This is a genomic window from Aureispira anguillae, assembly GCF_026000115.1.
Classification (GTDB): Bacteria; Bacteroidota; Bacteroidia; order Chitinophagales; family Saprospiraceae; genus Aureispira; species Aureispira anguillae.
This window is the reverse complement of record NZ_AP026867.1, coordinates 6,226,332-6,246,451: the sequence shown is the minus strand read 5'-3', so window position 1 is coordinate 6,246,451 and position 20,120 is coordinate 6,226,332. Positions and strand designations below refer to the sequence as shown.

Sequence of the window (20,120 nt, the reverse complement as noted above, 5' to 3'; positions counted from 1 at the left end):
CTATTGTTTAATAATTTTAGTTACAATTACTTCTGCAAGTTCATCCGCAGCAGATGGAGCATTTCTAAACCACATTTCTGGTTCTATTAGTTCTATTTCAGACAAAGCCATTTGATCTTCATTGTCCCACACCATATCTACCCGAGCATAAGTAGGCATTTCGGAACAAGCAGCAACCGCCTTTTCTGCAAATTCGATTTCTTCTTTTGAAGGCTGATAGACTTCTACAGAGCCGCCAAAATCATCTTGCACCCTAAAATCTCCCTTTTTTGCCTTTTTAAGCACAGCATGTGTATACTTCCCATCAATAAGCATAAAAGCCACTTCTCCCTTTTTGGTAATATTATACAAGAATGGCTGCAACATCATTGCTTCTTTTGCAATTAAGGTTTGAAACAAAGATTCGTAACTTTCTATATTTTCTGGGGTCAGGCGATAGGTATGTCGTCCAGCTGCTGAAACGGTTGGTTTCAGTACCATTTCTTTCCATCCTAATTCTTTTTGCAAATCACTTAGGCTAGTTTTGGACTGAGGATCGATAATTTTGGTCAAAGGAATTCGTATCCCCTTTTTCTGCAAGTCCAATAAATAATGCTTGTCAATATTCCAATTAATTTGTGCCTGTGAATTGATTAGATGCGTTTGAGTAACCACCTGTTCTAACCAAACAGAAAATTCATCAAATCGCTCTGAATAATCCCAAGGAGTTCTAAAAATAATAGCCCTTGTACTAGCCCAATCAAAATCAGGGGCATCCCAGTTCATTTTTTTTACTGTCAAGCCCTTTTTTTCAAGTGCTGCTTGCACCAATCCATCCTCTACCAAAACCTGTTTTGTATACCAATCTACCTCCGTAGGATTCATATACTTAGCCTCCGTTAATAATACAATATCGTATGGTTTCATTTTTTTATTAAGATGTTTTTTTTACAAATTGTGTGCTAATCGTAAAACGTAAGGTAAAATGCTTCTATTTGGGATATTAGAGCCTAGATCACGTTGTTTTTAGCTTGCTACAATCTAATACCCAAACGGCATAATTAAGGGCGTTAATTAAAATTTCCACACGATTAGCTTCGCTGCTACTCTGTGGTTACTGCGTGAGCCTTGTTACTCACTCTGTTTGTGAGGTCGCAAGCTCTGTTCGATTTGCCAAAGAGCGATTAAAATTATAAAGAGGCTACTTCATTAGGAAGCAACCTCCAGTGTTTATTTTAAGATAAAAAATACAAAGCTTTTATTAAACACCATCTCCTCGTAATTTTCGAAAACGTTTTCTTGCCTCCACAATAAACAAAGAACCAGAATGCTCAAAAAGAATCTTTTCATACAATTCCATTGCCTTTTTGCTGTCTCCAAGTCGTTGTTCATAAATTTCTGCCATTCTAAAAAGGGCATTGTCTACTAAAATTCCATCTTTGTATTTAACAGGTATGTCCTCTAGTAGTTTTATAGCTGTGGTATAATCCCGTTTTTTATAGGCAATATTTGATTTAGCAAATAAAATATCATCCCCCAATCCATGTTCTGCATGTTGTTCTAAAATACTATCCATCACAACAATAGATTCATCAAATTTATTCTGAAACATCAATAGTTCCGCCTTAGCAAACATCTGCATTGGTTTTGCAGTTGTATCTAAGGCATAATGATCTAAAATAAATACCGATAAGCCAATCGCATCGTTAGAAATCAGTTCAGATGTAGAACCTTTAAGAATATCCAATTGATCTTGTGCCCATTCAAAATCCCCTTTATAATAAGACAATTTAGCATTTTTGTAGCGTGCCATTTCGCCTAGAGGCGCATCTTTCATTTCTTTATCCACCTGAGAGTAAAGTAAAGTAGATTCCCAAACTTCGCCCTGCATTAGATAATAATCGCCTAGGTCAATTTTTGCTTCAGCTTGTGCAATCCTAGACAATTGAGGCATTTTAATAACCTCCTCCAAAACGACAATCGCCTTGTCTAGATCATTGAGATAAAAAGCCTGCAACTCTGCCATTTCTTGCATAATTCCAGCTGTTGTATAACTCCGTCCAAATTCGTTGATATAAGCCTCGTACTCTGCTTCTAAGGTAAGCAATTCTTCCCTTGTATACTTAAACCCTTCAACCAATCGATCCCGTTTTGCAATTAAAACATAGCGTTTAGAATCGATATAATAAGGGCTATCTATTCCTTTTTCTTCAATGATATAATTATAAGCATCGATCCCCGCATCATAAGATTTCTCTCGAATAGCAGTTTGCGCTAATCTATAAATTCTATTTCCATTTTCATTTTGACGCTTATCCAATGCTTTAGCCTGTCTAAGGGCATTTTCAAAATCCCCTTGTTGCTCAAACACCCAAATGAGCATAACGGGATAAATGGTTACTTCTGGTAGTTTATTGATTCGAGCATAGAGTTGTTTCTTGAGTTCAGAGAAACCATCTGTTTTAGATAGTTCACGTTGAAAAAAGGCCTGAATATTAGTCATTCTATTGGGTAAATATTCCAAGCAATTTAAATAGCTCTCTATCATTTTAGGAATGTCCCCTTTTAGGCGATAAACCGAGCCCATTTCATAGGCAAACATATTTTTGATTTTCATCAATTTGCTTCCTTTTTCGTAGGTCTCTACAGCATATTGATAGCCCTTATTTTTAATAAAAGCATTGGCTAATTTCACAACTTGAACTTGATTGGGCGCTAAGAGTTTGATCGCCTTAGCGTACTGTTCGTTTGCTTTATCTCGATTGCCTTGGCGTTCGTACAAAATTCCATAACTAACATAGCGTTCTACTTTTTCAGGAGCAGCCTTGATGGATTTTTTTATCATTTTTTCGGACTCCTTGTAATCTTCTAATTCCAAAAGGGTAACAAAGTAACGTTCAAAAAAATAATCATTCGCTCTGTTTCGCTCATGCAATTCTTTATATAGGGCTGCTGCCTTTTCAAACTCCCCATCTGAAAAATATTTTCGAGCCAAAGAAGCTGTTTGTGCTAGCGTTTGGTTCGCAATTAGTAGTGCTATTGAAAAAAGAAATAATCTTATCATGCTTATTGTTGTATTAAATATTATTTGGGGGTAAGTATGAAATCACACTTTGTTGAACTATTTCCAACATCAAATATCGCTGTAGGATATTTTATTAGGCATTGTGCCAATATAACAAGATACGGTTTTGCCCTTAAATAGTTCGTTTGCTTTTGTTTCTATAACTAAATTTTAACGTTAAATAGTTAGACAAAAGTCAGCTCTAATTAATTAGGACATCGCCCTGCCCATTTTTGTTCATTATCAACGGGTAAACTATCTTTTTGAGCAACCTCCAAAGCCATCTGATGATATTTACAAGCTGCCTCTTTTTTTCCTTGTAAAAATAAAATTTCTGCTCGCATAGATTGATAATTAACTGGGGTTCTGCCTTGGTTTACCGCTACAAAACGATTAATATCGTCCATCGCTGCGTCCAATTGGTTGGTGAACAAATAACACAGCATTCTATTGTAATAAGCATGCCCCTTTTCATAGTTTTCATCTAGCTCAATTACCCTAGAAAAATAAGGGATGGCTTTTTGGCAATCTTCTTGTAAACTATCTTTGCTAAATTTTTGATAAAACAACTTTGCCAAATTATAATTGGCAACCAAATCATTGGGCTGCTGTTCCAGTAATTCTTGCATTTTTCGAATGAGTTCTTCTGTATTCCTCTGCTGCCCCAACTGTCCTTGAACTTTCGGGTTGTTTTTCATCATTTCTTGCAATTCTTCTTCTGAAAACTCAGGAAAACCGTCCTCTCCAATTTTATTATTATTTGAGGTGCAAGCTGTTAAAAATAACATAAGAACTACCAGATAGCTAGTTAAACGTAACATCTTTTTGTATTTTTTAGTATTTTTGTAACGGTTAATTTTTAATTAATGGTTACCTATGCTGGTAACTACTCATTTATAGTAATATCAGAACACCTACAAAAACTGCGCTAATGGGATAATTATTAGTGCCTGTTAATGAATCAGCCATTAACACAATCAAAGATAAGTCAAAGTACCAAATTTCTTGGTTTATGCTCAATAAAAAACAAATCTTACTAGGTTGCTTTTCGATCATCCTATCTTTTTTGTGTTCAACCACTCTGGCACAAATTACGGATAGTACTGCTGCTATTTACCCTCCTATTAATGAAAATTTATTTGTTAATACGAAGTGGAAATACACGTATACAACTCATGCAGAGAGCAATACCATCATACACAAAGCAGACGAAGCTTATGCCTATTATTTGTTCTTTCGTTATGACTACGGTTATCAAACCTATCTTAATGGAACCTTATCGGGGGGGCTTTGGCAACTCAACAAAGAACAAAATGAGGTCAAGTATAATTTTAGGCGGGTAGAATGGTGGCGCATTGCTTCTTTTAGCGAAGAAGCGCTCATTTTAGAGTTCACCATGAACAAAAAATCTTCTTATCGCTACCATTTTATTCGGGTTGCAGATGCGGATGCCCCCTTTGAACGCTCTCCTAATGATTTACCAGATATTAATGTCAATTTTGCAGAAGACGCCCTAACCAAAGAGACAGACAGTTATACTAATTTTTTGGCACAACGTGGTATCAAATACAAGCCCAAAGTTTGGCAGCGCCGCAAAGCAAAAAGAGCTCGCCGAGAAAAAAGGCGTATTGCTCGTTTAGAAAAAACAAAAAAAGGACGTGCCCAATTGGCAAAGGAAGAACCTAAGGAACTGATGCAAATAGAATTGGTAGGAGGTGGTTTTTATGGAGGGGTTGATCCCGTTTATAGAAACATGATTTTGATTAAGACAGACGGTCGTATTATCAAAGAATACCAGAGTGAATTGCAGGGGCTTCAAGTTAGCAAACACAATATTTCAAGAGAAAATTTAGAAAAATTGGTGGCGTATATTGAAGAGAAAAATTTCTTTGAATTTGATCAAATTTACACCTGCGATAACCAAGATTGTATCAAGCGCCTGTCTAATAAACCTAGACCGATTGCTCTGCGAATTGCAATTACGAAAGGAGTACGCCGAAAAATCATTACCATCCCAATTTGGGACGGGCGGGGCAAAGCCAATTCATTTATTAATTATCCAAAAGAACTAGATGCCATTGTTCAAGCCATCGAAAATATTGCAAACGTCCCTCCTCAATAAGTAGCTGGACAAAAAATTAAGCATCTTTTTCCGCCCTAGCTGCGTTAAAAATACTCGTTAATTAATAGTATACTAATTTTGTCCATCTACCTTATGCACCTCATTTAAATTATATCTACTATATTTGTAGCTTATTTGTAAAAAAAATATGTCAATGATACGTAAGTGGCACTTAAAGGCTATTATCCAAAAAACCATCTCATTCATGCCTAATGGGCATAAAATTAACCATTGGTTCCAAAAAAACATCACCAAAGGTGTTTATTTGGGAGATGAATATTTCTACGATCGCTTAGAGCATGTAAAACATCATATTAGCGCTTTTCAGCAGTTTTGTGGTCCTATTAAAGGAAAAAAAACACTGGAATTAGGAACGGGTTGGTACCCTGTTATTCCTTTTAGCTTCTTTTTGTCTGGAGCTTCTGAGATCAACACGGTAGACATTTCCAACCTCACCAACAAAGAGAAATTAAAAGATACCATTGATCGTTTTATTGACCTAATAGAACAGAATAAATTAAGTCAATATATCGATGCTCTTCCCGAACGAGTTGCCACCTTACAGCAAATTCATAAAGACTTTGAAACGCTTAGTTTTGAAACTATTTTAGCTCGGTTAAACATTCGTTATATCATTATGGATGCTAGAAAGCTAAGTCATATTCCTACAGGCTCTATCGATTTGGTTCATTCTAATAATACTTTTGAGCATGTTTATCCCGATGTACTGAAGGATATACTAAAAGAGTTTAAACGGATTGTCTCTCCTACTGGCTTTCAATCTCATTTTATTGATATGTCCGATCATTTTGCACATTTTGATCACTCCATCAATATTTATAACTTTCTACAGTACAGCAACACTACTTGGGACAAGATTATTGACAATAGTATTCAGCCTCAAAATAGATGGCGATTTCCTCAATTTGTCAACTTGTATCAAGAATTAAATATTCCGCTAACCGATACAGAAACTAGACCTGGGGATATAGAAGCGGTCAATTCCTTGAAAATTCATTCAGATTTTAGTAATTTTAGTACCAAAGAGTTAGCCATTAGTCATTGTTATATGTATTCAAAAATGAACTAGAATATACTCGATATGAATTCGTTAAAACAACTTCCATAATGAACAGAAAAATATTTTTTATTTGCTGTAGTTTCTTTTTATTCATCACTGCTTCTTTTGCACAAAGTGATAGAGAATCAGCAAGAACATTCGGGTTAAATGTAATTCAAAGCTTTTTTGATCAAAATTGCGATTTTATGTTCGATCACTTAGATGAACGAATTACTAGTTTTGAAGGAGGGCAGACCATTACCATTACCGCTGAGATGCGTCGCTTATTTTGTTCAGAAAACCCACTCCGCCCCGATATGCCTGTTACCTTCCAGATGTATCAAGAAAATTATGCCCCAACGGTTTACAACAAGCAAGAATTAGATCAGAAATTTCCAGAATGGTCTGCTCATCTAAATCTACAAAACGGTGACTTTTTCTTTGATGGTGCACAGCCAATTGCTGCTGGAAATACTCGTGTTTTTACCGCTGGAGATATGGCTCGTTTTGTCTTGCGAAAAATTAATGGCGATTGGAAAATCATTGCCATTTAAAGACTCTAGTATTTGTTTTGTATAGCCCCTTTAAACAAAAGGGCTTTTATCCAACTTTCTACCTAATTACCAATAGGCAAACCATACCCCTAGTTGATATTATGTATCAATCAAGTAACGAAGCAAAAATGATTGTGCGTAGTTATTTAAGCCTATTGCCTAGCTTGATTTATCCAAAATCAGTTGACAAAAGTTTATTAAATTTAAATTACTTTTGTGCGCTCTTTTTTTATTAAATATTGTTTTTCTTTTGCTAAAAAGCCGAAAAACAAACAAGCTAATATAAAAACTCTTTACTTTTGTGGAAAAGCCTCTGTCAAAAATAATAGGAGGCAAAAAATCAGTTTTAATTATGGGTAGAATAATTGTATTAGTAGTCCTTTTTTGTGGGCTAGGAACCTTTGCGTTTTGGAAAATGAATAATCCAAACATGGAAAAGGACACTTATGCAGGCAACCTGCATACTATGTTTGCATTAAATAATATTGATCCTATCAATCGTGTTTTTTTGACCGATCGATCTGGTAATCAAGCATTGATTGAGCGAGTAGAAGACTTAAATTGGACGTATACCAATAAAGTTACAGGCAAAAAATATAGAGCCAACCCCAGTGCGGTTTATACCCTTTTGCAAACGCTTCAAAAAATTCGCACCAGAGAGCCAATCAATAGTGCAGCAATGGATAATGCCGTAAAATCCTTAGCAGCCAAATCAACTAAGGTTGAAATTTATGACAAAGATCAAAACAAGCTACGGGTTTATTATGTTGGTGCAATGACTAATGGTGGTACGGGGAACTTAGCAATCATGGAAGGGTCAGACCAACCTTATGTGGCTTATATTCCTAATTTTCAAGGAACAATTGGCACTCGTTTTATTACCACAGAAGCAGATTGGAGAGACAAAGCTATTTTTAGAAATGACATCAACAAATTAGAATTCATTCAAGTTGATTACCAAGCTCCTAGCCAACGTACCCAATCTTTTAAAATTTCTAAGCTTAATTCTGGTAAATTTAATGTAGAACCACTAAATGCGGAAGTTGAAGCTTTTACTCAAGAGCAAGTCAACCAAGACAATGCAAGTACTTATTTTGAAGATTTTGATGTTATTGCAGCAGAGCAAATTATTTATGATAAAAACTTAAGAGATACAACCATCACAACAACACCCTTTGCTGTGGTAAGTTATAAAGCGAGTTATCATAATGAACCACAAGTTTTTCGCATTTATTCCATTTACAACCCAAGCGCAGATCGAGGAGATGGTGAAGCGGGACATCGCCAAAAAATCCAACGCTATTTTGTAGATATTAATGAAGATAATTTCTTTTTGGCGCAACATATTGTTATTCGTTCTATGCTTTGGGGCTATAACTTTTTCTTCCAAAGAGAAGCTGTTCAATTGAGAGAAGATGAGGCCACAACCAAACAATCTTTCCCTGAAAACAAAGAGCGAGATCGCAATCAACAATTTAAAGTTATACAAGAATAAAGCCGTCTAATGGCATCCCCATAAGTTGTGCACGATTTGTATTTACAACGTACACAACTTATGGTTTTCTATAATCCCATTTTTACGCAACTTTACGCTAAAGACGAGCTTCAATACTGCCCAAAGTATCATTATGAATAGAGAATTTCTGCTTAATTTATTCTTTTTAATTGCAGTTAACCTAATTATTAAGCCTTTCTATGTATTTGGTATTGATTTGAAGGTACAGAATGAAGTTGAAAACTATAGTCTTTACTTTGCTTTACTCAATTTTTCCTATATTTTTCAGATCCTTAGTGACCTAGGTATACAGCAATACAATAACCGAAATATTGCCCAGCATGATTATCTATTTGATAAATACTTTCCCCATATCCTTGGTCTAAAAGGAGGCTTAGCTTTTTTATTCCTTTTTGTATCTTTAAGCATAGCCTTACTGATTGGTTATACTTGGCAAGATTTAACCTTATTAATTTTCTTGCTGCTGAATCAAATATTCATTACGCTCACCTTCTTCTTTCGGTCTAATATTTCAGGACTTCAGCACTATAGGTTAGATAGTTTGCTTTCTGTTTTGGACAAACTTCTTATGATTTTTATTTGCCTTCCTTTATTGTGGGGACCATGGGTAGATGATTTCACCATCGAATGGTTTGTTTATGCCCAGAGTATAGCATTTGGATCAACGGCATTCATTGCCTTTTGGCTCACTCGTCGATATTTAAAAACCCGACTAAAATTAGCTTGGAACAGCCCTCTATTAAAAGCTATTCTGAAACAAAGCATTCCTTTTTCATTGGTTGTTTTATTAATGAGTATCTACACTCGAATAGATGCCGTTATGATTGATCGATTGCTTTATGACCCAATAACACAGGCAGGAAATCAACAGGGGTATATTTATGCGGCAGCCTATCGCCTATTAGATGCCATTAATATGATTTGTTTTTTATTTGCAGGGCTCCTATTGCCAATGTTTGCTAGAACCATCAAGCAAAACAAAGATGTAAAGCCACTCTGGAAACTAAGCAATAGTATTATGCTAATGATTACCCTAAGTTTTAGCATTGCCGTTTGTTTTAATGCCGATGAAATTATGCAATTGCTTTACAATGATTATAGTCCAGCCATGGCAGAGGTGCTCATTTTATTAATGATTGGGTTCAATTCTATTGGGATTATTCAGATTGTGGGTACTTTATTAACAGCCAATGGCAACCTTATGGCAATGAATCTCGTCTTTGTCTTGGGAATTGTTATTAATGCCACTGCCAATTATTTTCTAATTTTAGAATATGGAGCATGGGGAGCAGCAATCAGTACAATCATTACACAATCATTTGTAGCCTTAGCAGAGTTAGAACTAGCACGCAGAATTTTTCAAGTAAAATGGAGTTGGACTTTTGTCGCACAAATTAGCTTATTTATAATCGGAGTGGTAGGCATTAATTTAGGGTTGCAAGAAATCAACATACACTGGATGTTTCGCTTTGTACTGGCAGGTTTTGCCGCTGTCTTATGGGCCTTATTGACTAAAATATTAGACGCAGCTGGCATTTTATCAATTTTTAAAGCGAAAACCATATAATTTTTCTACTTTTGCAGAGATTTTAATATTACGATATTCTCTAATAGTACTCAATCAATTTTTTATAAAAGAAGTTGCTTAAAATAGGACTATTTAAATGTTCTTTTTAAAATCCATCCCTTGCAAAACTTGATTCTTTTAAAGAAAAACTAATTTATAAATATAGACAAGACAATGAGTAAAGAAAAAACAAACTATTCTTTATTAGACATTATTGGCATTCTATACCGATGGAAAAAACCATTACTTATATTGATTATAAGTGTTACGATTGGCTCTATTATTGTTTCCTCCTTATTAGACAATTATTATACAGCCTATGCTACTTTTGTTCCTACTAATGAAGAACAGAAACTCTTTGATTCTGCTGGTAATTTAACCTTATATGGAGGAGATGATGCGGTTAGCCGTGTGTTAATTTTTGCAGAATCATCTCCCTTTGTTAGCCATATGATCCAAAAATTCAAACTTGGTGATCGTTATAATATTGATGTTAGCACCCCAAAAGGTCAAAACAGAGTAGAAAAACACTTTCGAAAACTTTATGACATCAAACGAAATAAGCACAGTGGTTTGGAAATATCAATCCAAGACAAAGATCCTCAAGTAGCGTATGATATGGTGATTGCAGCACTTGACAAAATAGAAGAGTTATATCGCGCTGCAACTTCTGGTAACAAAGGCTTGATCAAAGAAACCTACGAAAAGGCAATTGCTGAAAAGGAATCTGAACTCATTACAGTAGCCGATACGTTGACTACGCTTCGCAAAAAATTTAATATTTTTGATGTTAAGCAACAAAGTATCACATTATCTGGTGTATTAACTACCTTAGAAGGAAGACTCGCTTATGACCAAGCCAAGTTAATTACTTTTCAAGAAATGAATGCTCCTAGGGATTCTATTATCAATGTCAAAGCTCGTATTGCAGGGGCGCTTCGTCAACGAGAACTGATGCGTGGTGGTTCTACAAATAATCCAGATATAGAAACTTCTTCAGATATTTATGCTTTTAACAAAGGACGAGATCCTGTGATTTATTGGGAGACAAAAATTGCTAATCTCAATGAAGAACTATCCTTAATTATCACACAATTTGCAAAATTTAAAACACATGCCTACTCTAATATAGCAGGTATTATTGTTTTAGAACCCGTGCAAGTTCCCAACTTAAAATCTTATCCTATTCGTTCTTTTATGGTTATTGGATCAACTCTAATTGCTATAATTTTGGGAGTTATTGGAGTATTAATATTAGATGCGTACAAACGCATAAATTGGAAAGACGTTTTATATGAGAAGCCAATTAACCATACGTAAATATTCGTATAATTTATTTAAAGGCTATGCCCTTTCTATCTTACTATCTGTATTAGCGGCTATCTTTTTTGAAACTCCTATTCCATTTTTAATACCGATAGCCCTTGCTTTTGTTTTTCAAGTGTTGGTTGACTATGAGAAAATTTATTTCTTATTATTCATGTCGATCCCTTTATCTACAGAAGTATTTCTAACCGATCACTTGGCGACCGATTTGCCGACGGAACCCTTGATTGTAGGGCTAATGCTCATTTATTTTTTTGTTGTACTCACCAACCCAATGAGTATCAACGCCAAGTATATCAAACACCCATTATCTATACTGATAGCAACCCATGTTCTGTGGATTGCTATCAGTACATTTACTTCTTCAGCCTTCGGTTTTTCCTTTAAATTTCTATTGGCTAAGTTGTGGTATGTAGTTACCTTTTTTTATTTCACAGGGCACCTTGTAAAAGATCAAAAAAAACTAGATCGACTGCTTTGGTTAGTCGCCGTTCCTCTTACTTTTGCCACCACAAAAGTAATTTTACATCATGCCAGTTTAGATTTTGGGTTCAAGATGATTAATACAGCTTGTCCTCCATTTTTTCGCAATCATGTTAACTATGCTGCCATCTTATCGGTTTTTCTACCCTTCTTATGGTATCTCCGAAAATGGGCGAATTCTAATTTATCTCAACGGTTTGCTGAAATAGCACTTTTAGTTATTTCCTTTGGTATTATTACGGCCTACACAAGAGCTGCTTATGTTGCTGTTGCATTAGCGCCTATTGTTTATTGGGTAGTTCGTCTACGTATTGTCAAATTAGCCGCAATTATTGTTACCATCGGATTAGCAGGCATTCTTTCTTTTTTGATTGCAGAAAATAAATTCATGGAACTGGTTCCAACAGAACAAACTGTAGCTCATACCGAATTGGCCGACATTGTTTCTTCTACTTCTGAGCTAAAAGATGTTTCAACCATGGAACGTTATTATCGTTGGATTGCAGGAACTCAAATGATTGCAGAAAAGCCTGTTTTTGGATTTGGACCTGGAAATTTTTATCACTTCTATAAGCACTATACGCTAAATAAATTTTCTACTTATGTTAGTGATAACCTCGAAAAATCAGGTATTCATAATTACTATCTGATGACAACACTTGAGCAGGGAATCATTGGGCTAATTATTTTTTTGGCGCTCATTTATATGACCATTATATATGGGGAACAAGTCTATCATAATTCCCCCGATAGGAAACGCAAAGATATAGTGATGGCCTCCATTCTTTCAACCATTATTATTGATGCTTTTTTGCTGATGAATGATATGATTGAAACAGATAAAATAGGTTCTTTTTTCTTTTTTAACATCGCTATCATCGTTATTATTGATCTTATTAACAAAGAAGAAAAAAAGGAAAAGGAATAAAATCCCTCCAAACTGAGCAACTCCTTCCTTGCTTTGGTTAAATAGTATCTTATTCCAAAATATAATTTATACCCATTTTATTGAGCGTGCAGCCTGTATAAAAAAAACAGAACAAGCCTTTTGTTAAAGGCTTGTTTTTTTATTGCCCATAACCTAAACTTAATCAAAATCTTACAACTTTATATAACAATTAAAATAAAGAGATTTTTTTTCTATTTAACCCCTATAAATTTCGAATTTCGTTAAGCAGAATGCATATATTGTATTAGAATAATTTTATCCCCGTTCTATAAAAAAATTAAAATTCAATACAATATGCACCTTAAATTTATTGTCCTATTCTTCTTAGTTTGTAATTTTTGGTCTTGTCAAAAGGATAAAGAACTAGAAGAACGAATAACAGCGAAAAAAGAAAGTAAAGCTCCGATTATAGTAGGAGCAAGAAGTTTAAACACAACCGTTGAGCAAACTGTCCTTGGTGCCAAGCGAGTCAATCCTTATACGGTCGCCAATATGACCGCCGCATGGAACCAATTGTACCCTTCCGATAGCGAAACCGCATTGCCTACTACGCATTGGTACGTTCGGTTTCAGCCACAAACACCACAAGAACTTAAGGAGTTACAGCAGGCGATTAATTCCTATGCTGTAGCCAATAATGACATCCATGAAAATGATCCTCATTTATTTGACTTTCCCTTGGAATATGAGATTGAGCAAGTGGGTAACTTTTACCACGATCCAAGTCTTCCAGCAGGAGCAATCACCTATCAATATGCAGTGGTTAAACCCGACTTTCAATTTCCTGTAGGAGTCGCTTATACCCTTATTGATGAATTGGTCTTAGCCCCTTATTCTTCTTTTTTAACCGCAGAAGCCTTTCGCCGTACAGGCAATGATTATTACAATGCGAAGAATGAGCTAGTCAACTTTTGTGCCCCTACTTGTCCCAATTATCCCAATTGCTTGGCTGCTAATGTGGATTGTGATGGAACAACAACAAACAATGGCGGCACCATACAGCCCTTTGGGCTTCCTTGTCGGCTGGGACCTTTATGGCCCTTTTGTTTGCACAATGCCACCGTTACAGGCTTACCGACCAATACAGGAGGCACAACCAGTAATCGCTGCGATTGTCCAATCAGTGTTTTTGGCAGCAAACCTGGGGGCTGTGTACGAGTAGAAGACACCCAATTGGGTTGGGAAGGAGTAAAAAATGTAGAAATCTACATTCGAGATCTGTGGTTTACAGGCAGAAGTGTTTGGACCACCAATGAGGGCTGTTGGTACATTCCCTTTAACTATTTTGGTCCGATCCAAGGCTTTTTGAAATACGAAAGCAATCGACTCAAAATAAGTGGTCTAAGAGATTTGTATATTGTAGAATTTGGGCATCCCATTGTTCAGAATTTAGGCATTCATATTTCAGGTTATAACAACTTAAACATTCGGCATCATCGGCATACTGACAATAGCAGCCTACACAGAATGCTTTGGTTTGCTTCCTTAACCAATAATGCCGTTTATGAATACGATTGGTATGCTGCACAGGAAGGTTTGCCGCCTGCTGCTCCTGATCTGAATATTATGTTGATGAATGAAGGAGGTGCAGCTTCTGCTCCCATGTTATCCCATATCATGCGGACAAGCCCAGGGGCAGGAATGACAATTGCAGGAGGTTTTAGTTTTGTAGGCACAACGGCTGGTTTTACGACCATGGGCTTAGTGGATATGTTTTTGCCAGGTACGGGGGCATTGGTGGGGACAATGATGCCTTTGTTTTTAACCCACATGTTGGCTAATCTACCCGATATAATTTATCAGTATGGAGGGCGAGAGATTGAGCTTACATCAGATCCAGTAAAAGAAACCATTTATCATGAATGCGGGCATGCCGCTCATTATTATGCCTTGTCCAATAAAAATGAATATTGGGTTGGCAATATTCAACGAATTATAGCCAATGGAGGCTATGGACTTAAGGGGACTACAGATTATGAACGATGTGCTTTAATTGAATCGTGGGGCTATCATATTGGTTATTATTTTGCCGACCTTCACTATGGTCTAAATAATGAAGTCTCCGCTAGGTTTTCAGTTTTCGAAGATCAACAAAGAGAACGATTTGTATATAGAAAATCAGAAAGAGATAATCCTCATAACCATTATTATCAGAATTTGTATTGGCTGCAAAAGGGCTTGTATTGGGATTTAATGGATGATCAAACTCATAATGGTCCCCCATTAAATATTGCAGATCCCGTAAAAGATAGCGTATCAGGTTTTACCAATGTTGAAATTTTTTCAGCCTTAACTACAAATAGTCCAGAGTTAGTTCATGAGGTAAAAGATGCACTAATTAATTTTCATCCTAGTCAAAGAAATGTCATTGATACTTTATATAAAGAGTATGGCTATTAATTTATCATGCAAGCTTAGAAAAATTCTAAGCTTGCTTTTTAATGTTATTTATGATGTATAAAATATACACTTTGTTATTATCGTTGTTTTTGGCTGCTGCTTGTGGTTCTAAGGATCCAGGTTGTTCCATCAAATACGGTTTTGAGTTTCCTTTGTCTGTCACCCCTAACGATGTTTTTTCAGTAGGCGATACCATCTGGTATGAAATGGATTTGCCGAATCAATTGTTGGATAAGAATAGTGGTAACTATTTTGATTTTACCAACTATGAACTTTTTTTTGATTTATCTACTAGTAAAATTGATACGGATGTTGTTTATGGGGCAACTCATTTATTTGAGATTTATGCTGAGGTTGGTAAAGTAACTAAAGAGGTCAGTTCTTTTGTTTATACCCATTTTCATTTTAAAAGCATTAATGAAAAACAATTTAAAATAGGCTTAATTCCTAAGAAAAAAGGCTGTTACGATTCTTCTATTCGTTTAGCCAATATTTTTATTGATAAGGAAAAGAATAAAGATTTAAATATAGGGAATACAGACTGTTGGGAATATTTATGGCCCGATACTTATGCGTTTACTAATAATGGACAATCCAATCATTATATAGTAGATGGGGTTTGTCAATATTATTCTGCATCGGATAGCCGTTTGGCCTGTAGTGTAGATTCTGTACATTTTACAAAGGGAGCTTATGCCTTTTGTGTAAAGGATTAGAAAAGAAGGCTTGTATTGGGATTTAATGGACGATCAAACACACAATGAACCGCCATTAAATGTTCCTGACCCCGTAAAAGATAGCGTATCAGGTTTTACCAATGCCGAAATTTTTTCAGCTTTGACTACAAACAGTCCAGAGTTAGTCCATGAGGTAAAAGATGCATTGATTAATTTTCATCCTAGTCAAAGAAATGCCATTGATACTTTATATAAAGAGTATGGCTATTAATTCATCATGCAAGCTTAGAAAAAGTCTAAGCTTGCTTTTTAATGTTATTGTGATGTATAAATTATATGTTTTTCTATTATTATTTTCCTTGGTTGTTGCTTGTGGGGAAAAGCATTCAGGTTGTTATGTTGAATATGGTTTTGAGTTTCCTTTATCTGTCACTCCCAAAGATGTTTTTTCTATAGGCGATACCATTTGGTATGAAATGGATTTGCCGAATCAATTGTTGGATAAGAATAGTGGCGATTATTTTGATTTTACAGGCTATGAACTTTTTTTTAAACTATCATCAAGTAAAGTAGATACAGATTTTGTCTACAACACAACTCACCTATTTGATATTCACGCAGAAATAGGAGAAGTAACAACAGAAATCAATGGTTTTGTATACACCCATTTTCATTTTAAGAGCATCAATGAAAAACACTTTAAAATAGGTTTAATTCCTAAGAAAAAAGGATGCTATGATACGGAAATAAGTTTAGCAAATATTTTCTACGACAAAGAAGAAAATAATGATTTAAATATAGGGGATACCGATTGTTGGGAGTATTTACGTCCTGATACCTATGCGTTTACTAATAATGGGCAATCCAATCATTATTTAGTAGATGGTATCTGTCTATATTCTCCTTATGATAGCCTTTTAATATGTCATGTAGATTCCATACAGCATACTAGAGGAGCTTATGCCTTTTGTGTAAAGGATTAGAAAAAAGGCTTGTATTGGGATTTAATGGACGATAGAACACACAATAACCCTCCTTTAGAAATTCCTGACCCCGTAAAAGATAGCGTATCAGGGTTCACCAATGCCGAAATTTTTTCAGCCTTAACTACAAACAACCCTGAGTTAGTTCATGAGGTAAAAGATGCACTAATTAATTTTCATCCTAGTCAAAGAAATGTCATTGATACTTTATATAAAGAGTATGGCTATTAATTTATCATGCAAGCTTAGAAAAATTCTAAGCTTGCTTTTTAATGTTATTTATGATGTATAAAATATACACTTTGTTATTATCGTTGTTTTTGGCTGCTGCTTGTGGTTCTAAGGATCCAGGTTGTTCCATCAAATACGGTTTTGAGTTTCCTTTGTCTGTCACCCCTAACGATGTTTTTTCAGTAGGCGATACCATCTGGTATGAAATGGATTTGCCGAATCAATTGTTGGATAAGAATAGTGGTAACTATTTTGATTTTACCAACTATGAACTTTTTTTTGATTTATCTACTAGTAAAATTGATACGGATGTTGTTTATGGGGCAACTCATTTATTTGAGATTTATGCTGAGGTTGGTAAAGTAACTAAAGAGGTCAGTTCTTTTGTTTATACCCATTTTCATTTTAAAAGCATTAATGAAAAACAATTTAAAATAGGCTTAATTCCTAAGAAAAAAGGCTGTTATGATTCTTCTATTCGTTTAGCCAATATTTTTATTGATAAGGAAAAGAATAAAGATTTAAATATAGGGAATACAGACTGTTGGGAATATTTATGGCCCGATACTTATGCGTTTACTAATAATGGACAATCCAATCATTATATAGTAGATGGGGTTTGTCAATATTATTCTGCATCGGATAGCCGTTTGGCCTGTAGTGTAGATTCTGTACATTTTACAAAGGGAGCTTATGCCTTTTGTGTAAAGGATTAGAAAAAAGGCTTGTATTGGGATTTAATGGACGATAGAACACACAATAACCCTCCTTTAGAAATTCCTGACCCCGTAAAAGATAGCGTATCAGGGTTCACCAATGCCGAAATTTTTTCAGCCATGACCAATAGTCCAGAGTTAGTCCATGAGGTAAAAGATGCACTGATTAATTTTCATCCTAATCAAAGAAATGCCATTGATACCTTATATAAAGAATATGGTTATTAATTCATCATGCAAGCTTAGAAAAATTCTAAGCTTGCTCTATAAGATTATAAGGTATAAAATATATGTTTTGTTATTACCATTGTTTTTGGCTGCTGCTTGTGGTTCTAAAGATTAACAACCAAAATAGATTAGTAGCTTCCAAAATACCGACGTAAGAACCATTCTAATGTCAATAACCCCAACAACAAAAAGAAAATCCATTTAAGATGGATTAACGATCGTGTTTTGATCGTATCGTACAATACAGGTTTAGCAAATCCTTTTGTCTTGATTAATTCAGGGAGTTTCAATAATTCATTAGGACCAATAACCGTTCCTCCATTTTTTGAGCTAATTAAATTCAACAACTGGTGATTTGCAGTGGACTCAAAGATTTCCAATTGAATGGCTTTAACGCTAAAAGCACCACCTGACTTCAACTCTTCTCCATTAAAAACAGTGGATGCCTCGAATTGATAACTTCCCTCTGGAAGGCGACCTGCATTAAGCTCATAGCTGGATTCTGTCTTATTAAATGTAAAGGGGAATTTTTCGCCTTTATCGTTGGTAATCACTAAACGAGCCTCTGGTGTATTAATGCGTTCATAATTATTATTATAAAGTTCTGCGTCAACAACAATAGACTCATTTTCATTGTATAAAGTATTGCTGGCAAAAGCTCTAAATTTCCTTTTGTCTTCCTTGGTGCTGAGGTATTGAATAACCTTACCAAACAACTCATCAAACAACTCGTGCGATTGATTTTGAACGTAATCAAAAATACGCCATTTCCAAATTCCTTCGCCTGTCAATATGCCTTTTTTTATCCCCTGTTCTTCACCAACAATCACTAAGGGATAATCCATATTGATAGAACCAATTCGTTGACGCATCATAACCGTAGCATCTGCCTTTGCCTTAAAGTCAGCAAAAGGGGTCGTTACAGGTGGCAACTGAGCAATTAAATCCTTGACCTTATCATCTAGAGTAAATAGATTAAAAGTAGGTTCCAAAATACCTTCTGTATCATTGGTTTGGTTTCCACGGCTATTAATAGCAATGAGACCTTGACTTTGATTGAGGTTGGGCAAGTTGGTTAAGGTTCCAACAACAAATAAGTGCGGAATTTTTTTAGTTCGAATAGTCGTTAAAATATCTGGAATGCCATTCCTAGCACTTGGCAACTGATGCAAAATCACAAAATCATAGGCGGTAACAGATTCTGAAAAATCGTCGGCATATTTAATCTCAACTTCGTAGTTCTTATTATTTTTAATGGTTCTCTTGAAAGCCGCCATATCAGGATGTGGAGACTCCGCCAATAACAATATTTTTTGACGAGCATCTAGCACATCGATATAAAAGTTTTTAGAATTGTTGGCTGTTGTTGCCTCCCCCTCTATTGCAGAAAGAGATACGGTATATTTTTGCACCCCACTTGAAGTAGCTTCCAATGTAATCTCCTCTGTTGCAAAAAAATCATTGTTCTCTAGGCTAATGATTTTCTCTTGTATCTTTTTTCCTCCTTTTGAGATTACTAATTTAGTGGTCGTTGCGCTACAGTTGATTGCAGCAAGATCAATCTGGACATTAAATCGATCGCCAAGATAAGTGATTTGATTGTTGTAGACCTTTTTTAGGATCAAGTCTTTTTTAGGAATCGTATCTCCTAAGGCAATACTAAAAATAGGCGTATTCAATTTATTTCCTAAATAAATAGGATTGCTTCCTTGATTATAAATTCCATCTGAAGCCCATATTACTGTTCCGATATTTTGGTTACTATACAGATCGTACATTTCCTGCATAAAAGAAGCAATATTAGTCGCTTGATCGGTATATGAATGATCGATTCCCTCCCTTGTTTCTGCCCCAAAAGAATAGGTCTTAAGGTCATAATTGCTCGCCAATTGTTGCTTTAACAAATCCATGTCTTTTTGGTACTTTTGACGTGCTTCCTCAGACATGCTTCGACCAATAGACTCCGAATTGTCTTGCGCCAACACAACAATAGGCTGCTCCGTTTGTGTAATGGTACGTTTGATTACAGGAGACAATAACAAGAGGCAAATAATGGTAACCGTACCAAAACGAATGCCTCCAAGTAGGCGATTTAATTTCTGAGACTGCTCTCCAAAACTTTGATCTCGATAATATAATGCGGTAGCATAAAGAATTCCTACCAACACGCACAAAAGGATAAACCACTTTGGATATTGTAAGATTATATTAGATTGTAACAATAGATTATTCATTATATATTTATTACTCTAGTTCATTAAAAAG

The 20,120-nt window shown here is 35.4% G+C and carries 18 protein-coding genes; 14 read left to right on the top strand and 4 right to left on the bottom strand.

The genetic code is table 11. The annotated features are described in order from the left end of the window. From AsAng_RS24455 to AsAng_RS24445, 3 genes are all read right to left on the bottom strand, one after another. Positions 1-906: an ATP-grasp domain-containing protein gene (locus AsAng_RS24455; RefSeq protein ID WP_264789741.1), complete on the bottom strand. Its 906-nt coding sequence runs from the start codon at positions 904-906 to the stop codon at positions 1-3. A 334-nt stretch (positions 907-1,240) separates the two neighbouring features. Continuing rightward, entirely contained in the window at positions 1,241-3,043 is a 1,803-nt protein-coding gene (locus AsAng_RS24450; protein WP_264789740.1) for a tetratricopeptide repeat protein, read from the bottom strand. A 206-nt stretch (positions 3,044-3,249) separates the two neighbouring features. Then, entirely contained in the window at positions 3,250-3,864 is a 615-nt protein-coding gene (locus tag AsAng_RS24445) for a tetratricopeptide repeat protein (RefSeq protein WP_264789739.1), read from the bottom strand. Between the two features lie 191 nt (positions 3,865-4,055). Here AsAng_RS24445 and AsAng_RS24440 point away from each other — a divergent pair, with 191 nt between their 5' ends. The 14 genes from AsAng_RS24440 to AsAng_RS24375 all read left to right on the top strand — a co-directional run bounded on the left by AsAng_RS24440 (position 4,056) and on the right by AsAng_RS24375 (position 17,855). Further along, positions 4,056-5,165: a hypothetical protein gene (locus tag AsAng_RS24440; protein ID WP_264789738.1), complete on the top strand. Its 1,110-nt coding sequence runs from the start codon at positions 4,056-4,058 to the stop codon at positions 5,163-5,165. Between the two features lie 154 nt (positions 5,166-5,319). After that, complete coding sequence (locus AsAng_RS24435; protein ID WP_264789737.1) at positions 5,320-6,255, top strand: class I SAM-dependent methyltransferase; 936 nt, start codon at positions 5,320-5,322, stop codon at positions 6,253-6,255. Between the two features lie 38 nt (positions 6,256-6,293). Further along, positions 6,294-6,779 (top strand): hypothetical protein, encoded by a 486-nt coding sequence (locus AsAng_RS24430; RefSeq protein WP_264789736.1) that lies wholly within the window; start codon positions 6,294-6,296, stop codon positions 6,777-6,779. Positions 6,780-7,131: 352 nt separating this feature from the next. Further along, positions 7,132-8,274: a DUF4340 domain-containing protein gene (locus AsAng_RS24425; protein WP_264789734.1), complete on the top strand. Its 1,143-nt coding sequence runs from the start codon at positions 7,132-7,134 to the stop codon at positions 8,272-8,274. A 133-nt stretch (positions 8,275-8,407) separates the two neighbouring features. Then, positions 8,408-9,862 carry an MATE family efflux transporter gene (locus AsAng_RS24420; RefSeq protein WP_264789733.1) on the top strand — a complete coding sequence of 485 codons (1,455 nt, stop codon included), beginning with the start codon at positions 8,408-8,410 and terminating at the stop codon, positions 9,860-9,862. Between the two features lie 174 nt (positions 9,863-10,036). Next, on the top strand, positions 10,037-11,182 hold the full coding sequence (locus tag AsAng_RS24415) for a GumC domain-containing protein (RefSeq protein WP_264789732.1): 1,146 nt from the start codon (positions 10,037-10,039) through the stop codon (positions 11,180-11,182). Continuing rightward, positions 11,157-12,599, top strand: coding sequence for an O-antigen ligase family protein (locus tag AsAng_RS24410; RefSeq protein ID WP_264789731.1), 1,443 nt, complete (start codon positions 11,157-11,159; stop codon positions 12,597-12,599). The genes AsAng_RS24415 and AsAng_RS24410 overlap by 26 nt, the downstream gene beginning before the upstream one ends. 315 nt (positions 12,600-12,914) lie before the next feature. Continuing rightward, the gene (locus tag AsAng_RS24405) at positions 12,915-15,020 is read left to right on the top strand and encodes a hypothetical protein (RefSeq protein ID WP_264789730.1); all 2,106 of its coding nucleotides are present in this window, start codon (positions 12,915-12,917) and stop codon (positions 15,018-15,020) included. A 50-nt stretch (positions 15,021-15,070) separates the two neighbouring features. Further along, positions 15,071-15,736: a hypothetical protein gene (locus tag AsAng_RS24400; protein ID WP_264789726.1), complete on the top strand. Its 666-nt coding sequence runs from the start codon at positions 15,071-15,073 to the stop codon at positions 15,734-15,736. Positions 15,737-15,761: 25 nt separating this feature from the next. Continuing rightward, complete coding sequence (locus tag AsAng_RS24395) at positions 15,762-15,968, top strand: hypothetical protein (RefSeq protein WP_264789729.1); 207 nt, start codon at positions 15,762-15,764, stop codon at positions 15,966-15,968. Positions 15,969-16,020: 52 nt separating this feature from the next. Beyond that, positions 16,021-16,680, top strand: a complete 660-nt coding sequence (locus tag AsAng_RS24390) for a hypothetical protein (protein WP_264789728.1) — start codon at positions 16,021-16,023, stop codon at positions 16,678-16,680. Between the two features lie 24 nt (positions 16,681-16,704). Beyond that, positions 16,705-16,911, top strand: a complete 207-nt coding sequence (locus AsAng_RS24385) for a hypothetical protein (protein WP_264789727.1) — start codon at positions 16,705-16,707, stop codon at positions 16,909-16,911. A gap of 50 nt (positions 16,912-16,961) precedes the next feature. Next, complete coding sequence (locus AsAng_RS24380; protein ID WP_264789726.1) at positions 16,962-17,627, top strand: hypothetical protein; 666 nt, start codon at positions 16,962-16,964, stop codon at positions 17,625-17,627. A 24-nt stretch (positions 17,628-17,651) separates the two neighbouring features. Next, complete coding sequence (locus AsAng_RS24375) at positions 17,652-17,855, top strand: hypothetical protein (protein WP_264789725.1); 204 nt, start codon at positions 17,652-17,654, stop codon at positions 17,853-17,855. A gap of 128 nt (positions 17,856-17,983) precedes the next feature. On the opposite strand, the gene AsAng_RS24370 is transcribed toward AsAng_RS24375, so the two are convergent. Next, positions 17,984-20,089 (bottom strand): hypothetical protein, encoded by a 2,106-nt coding sequence (locus tag AsAng_RS24370; RefSeq protein ID WP_264789724.1) that lies wholly within the window; start codon positions 20,087-20,089, stop codon positions 17,984-17,986. Between the last annotated feature and the right edge of the window lie 31 nt (positions 20,090-20,120).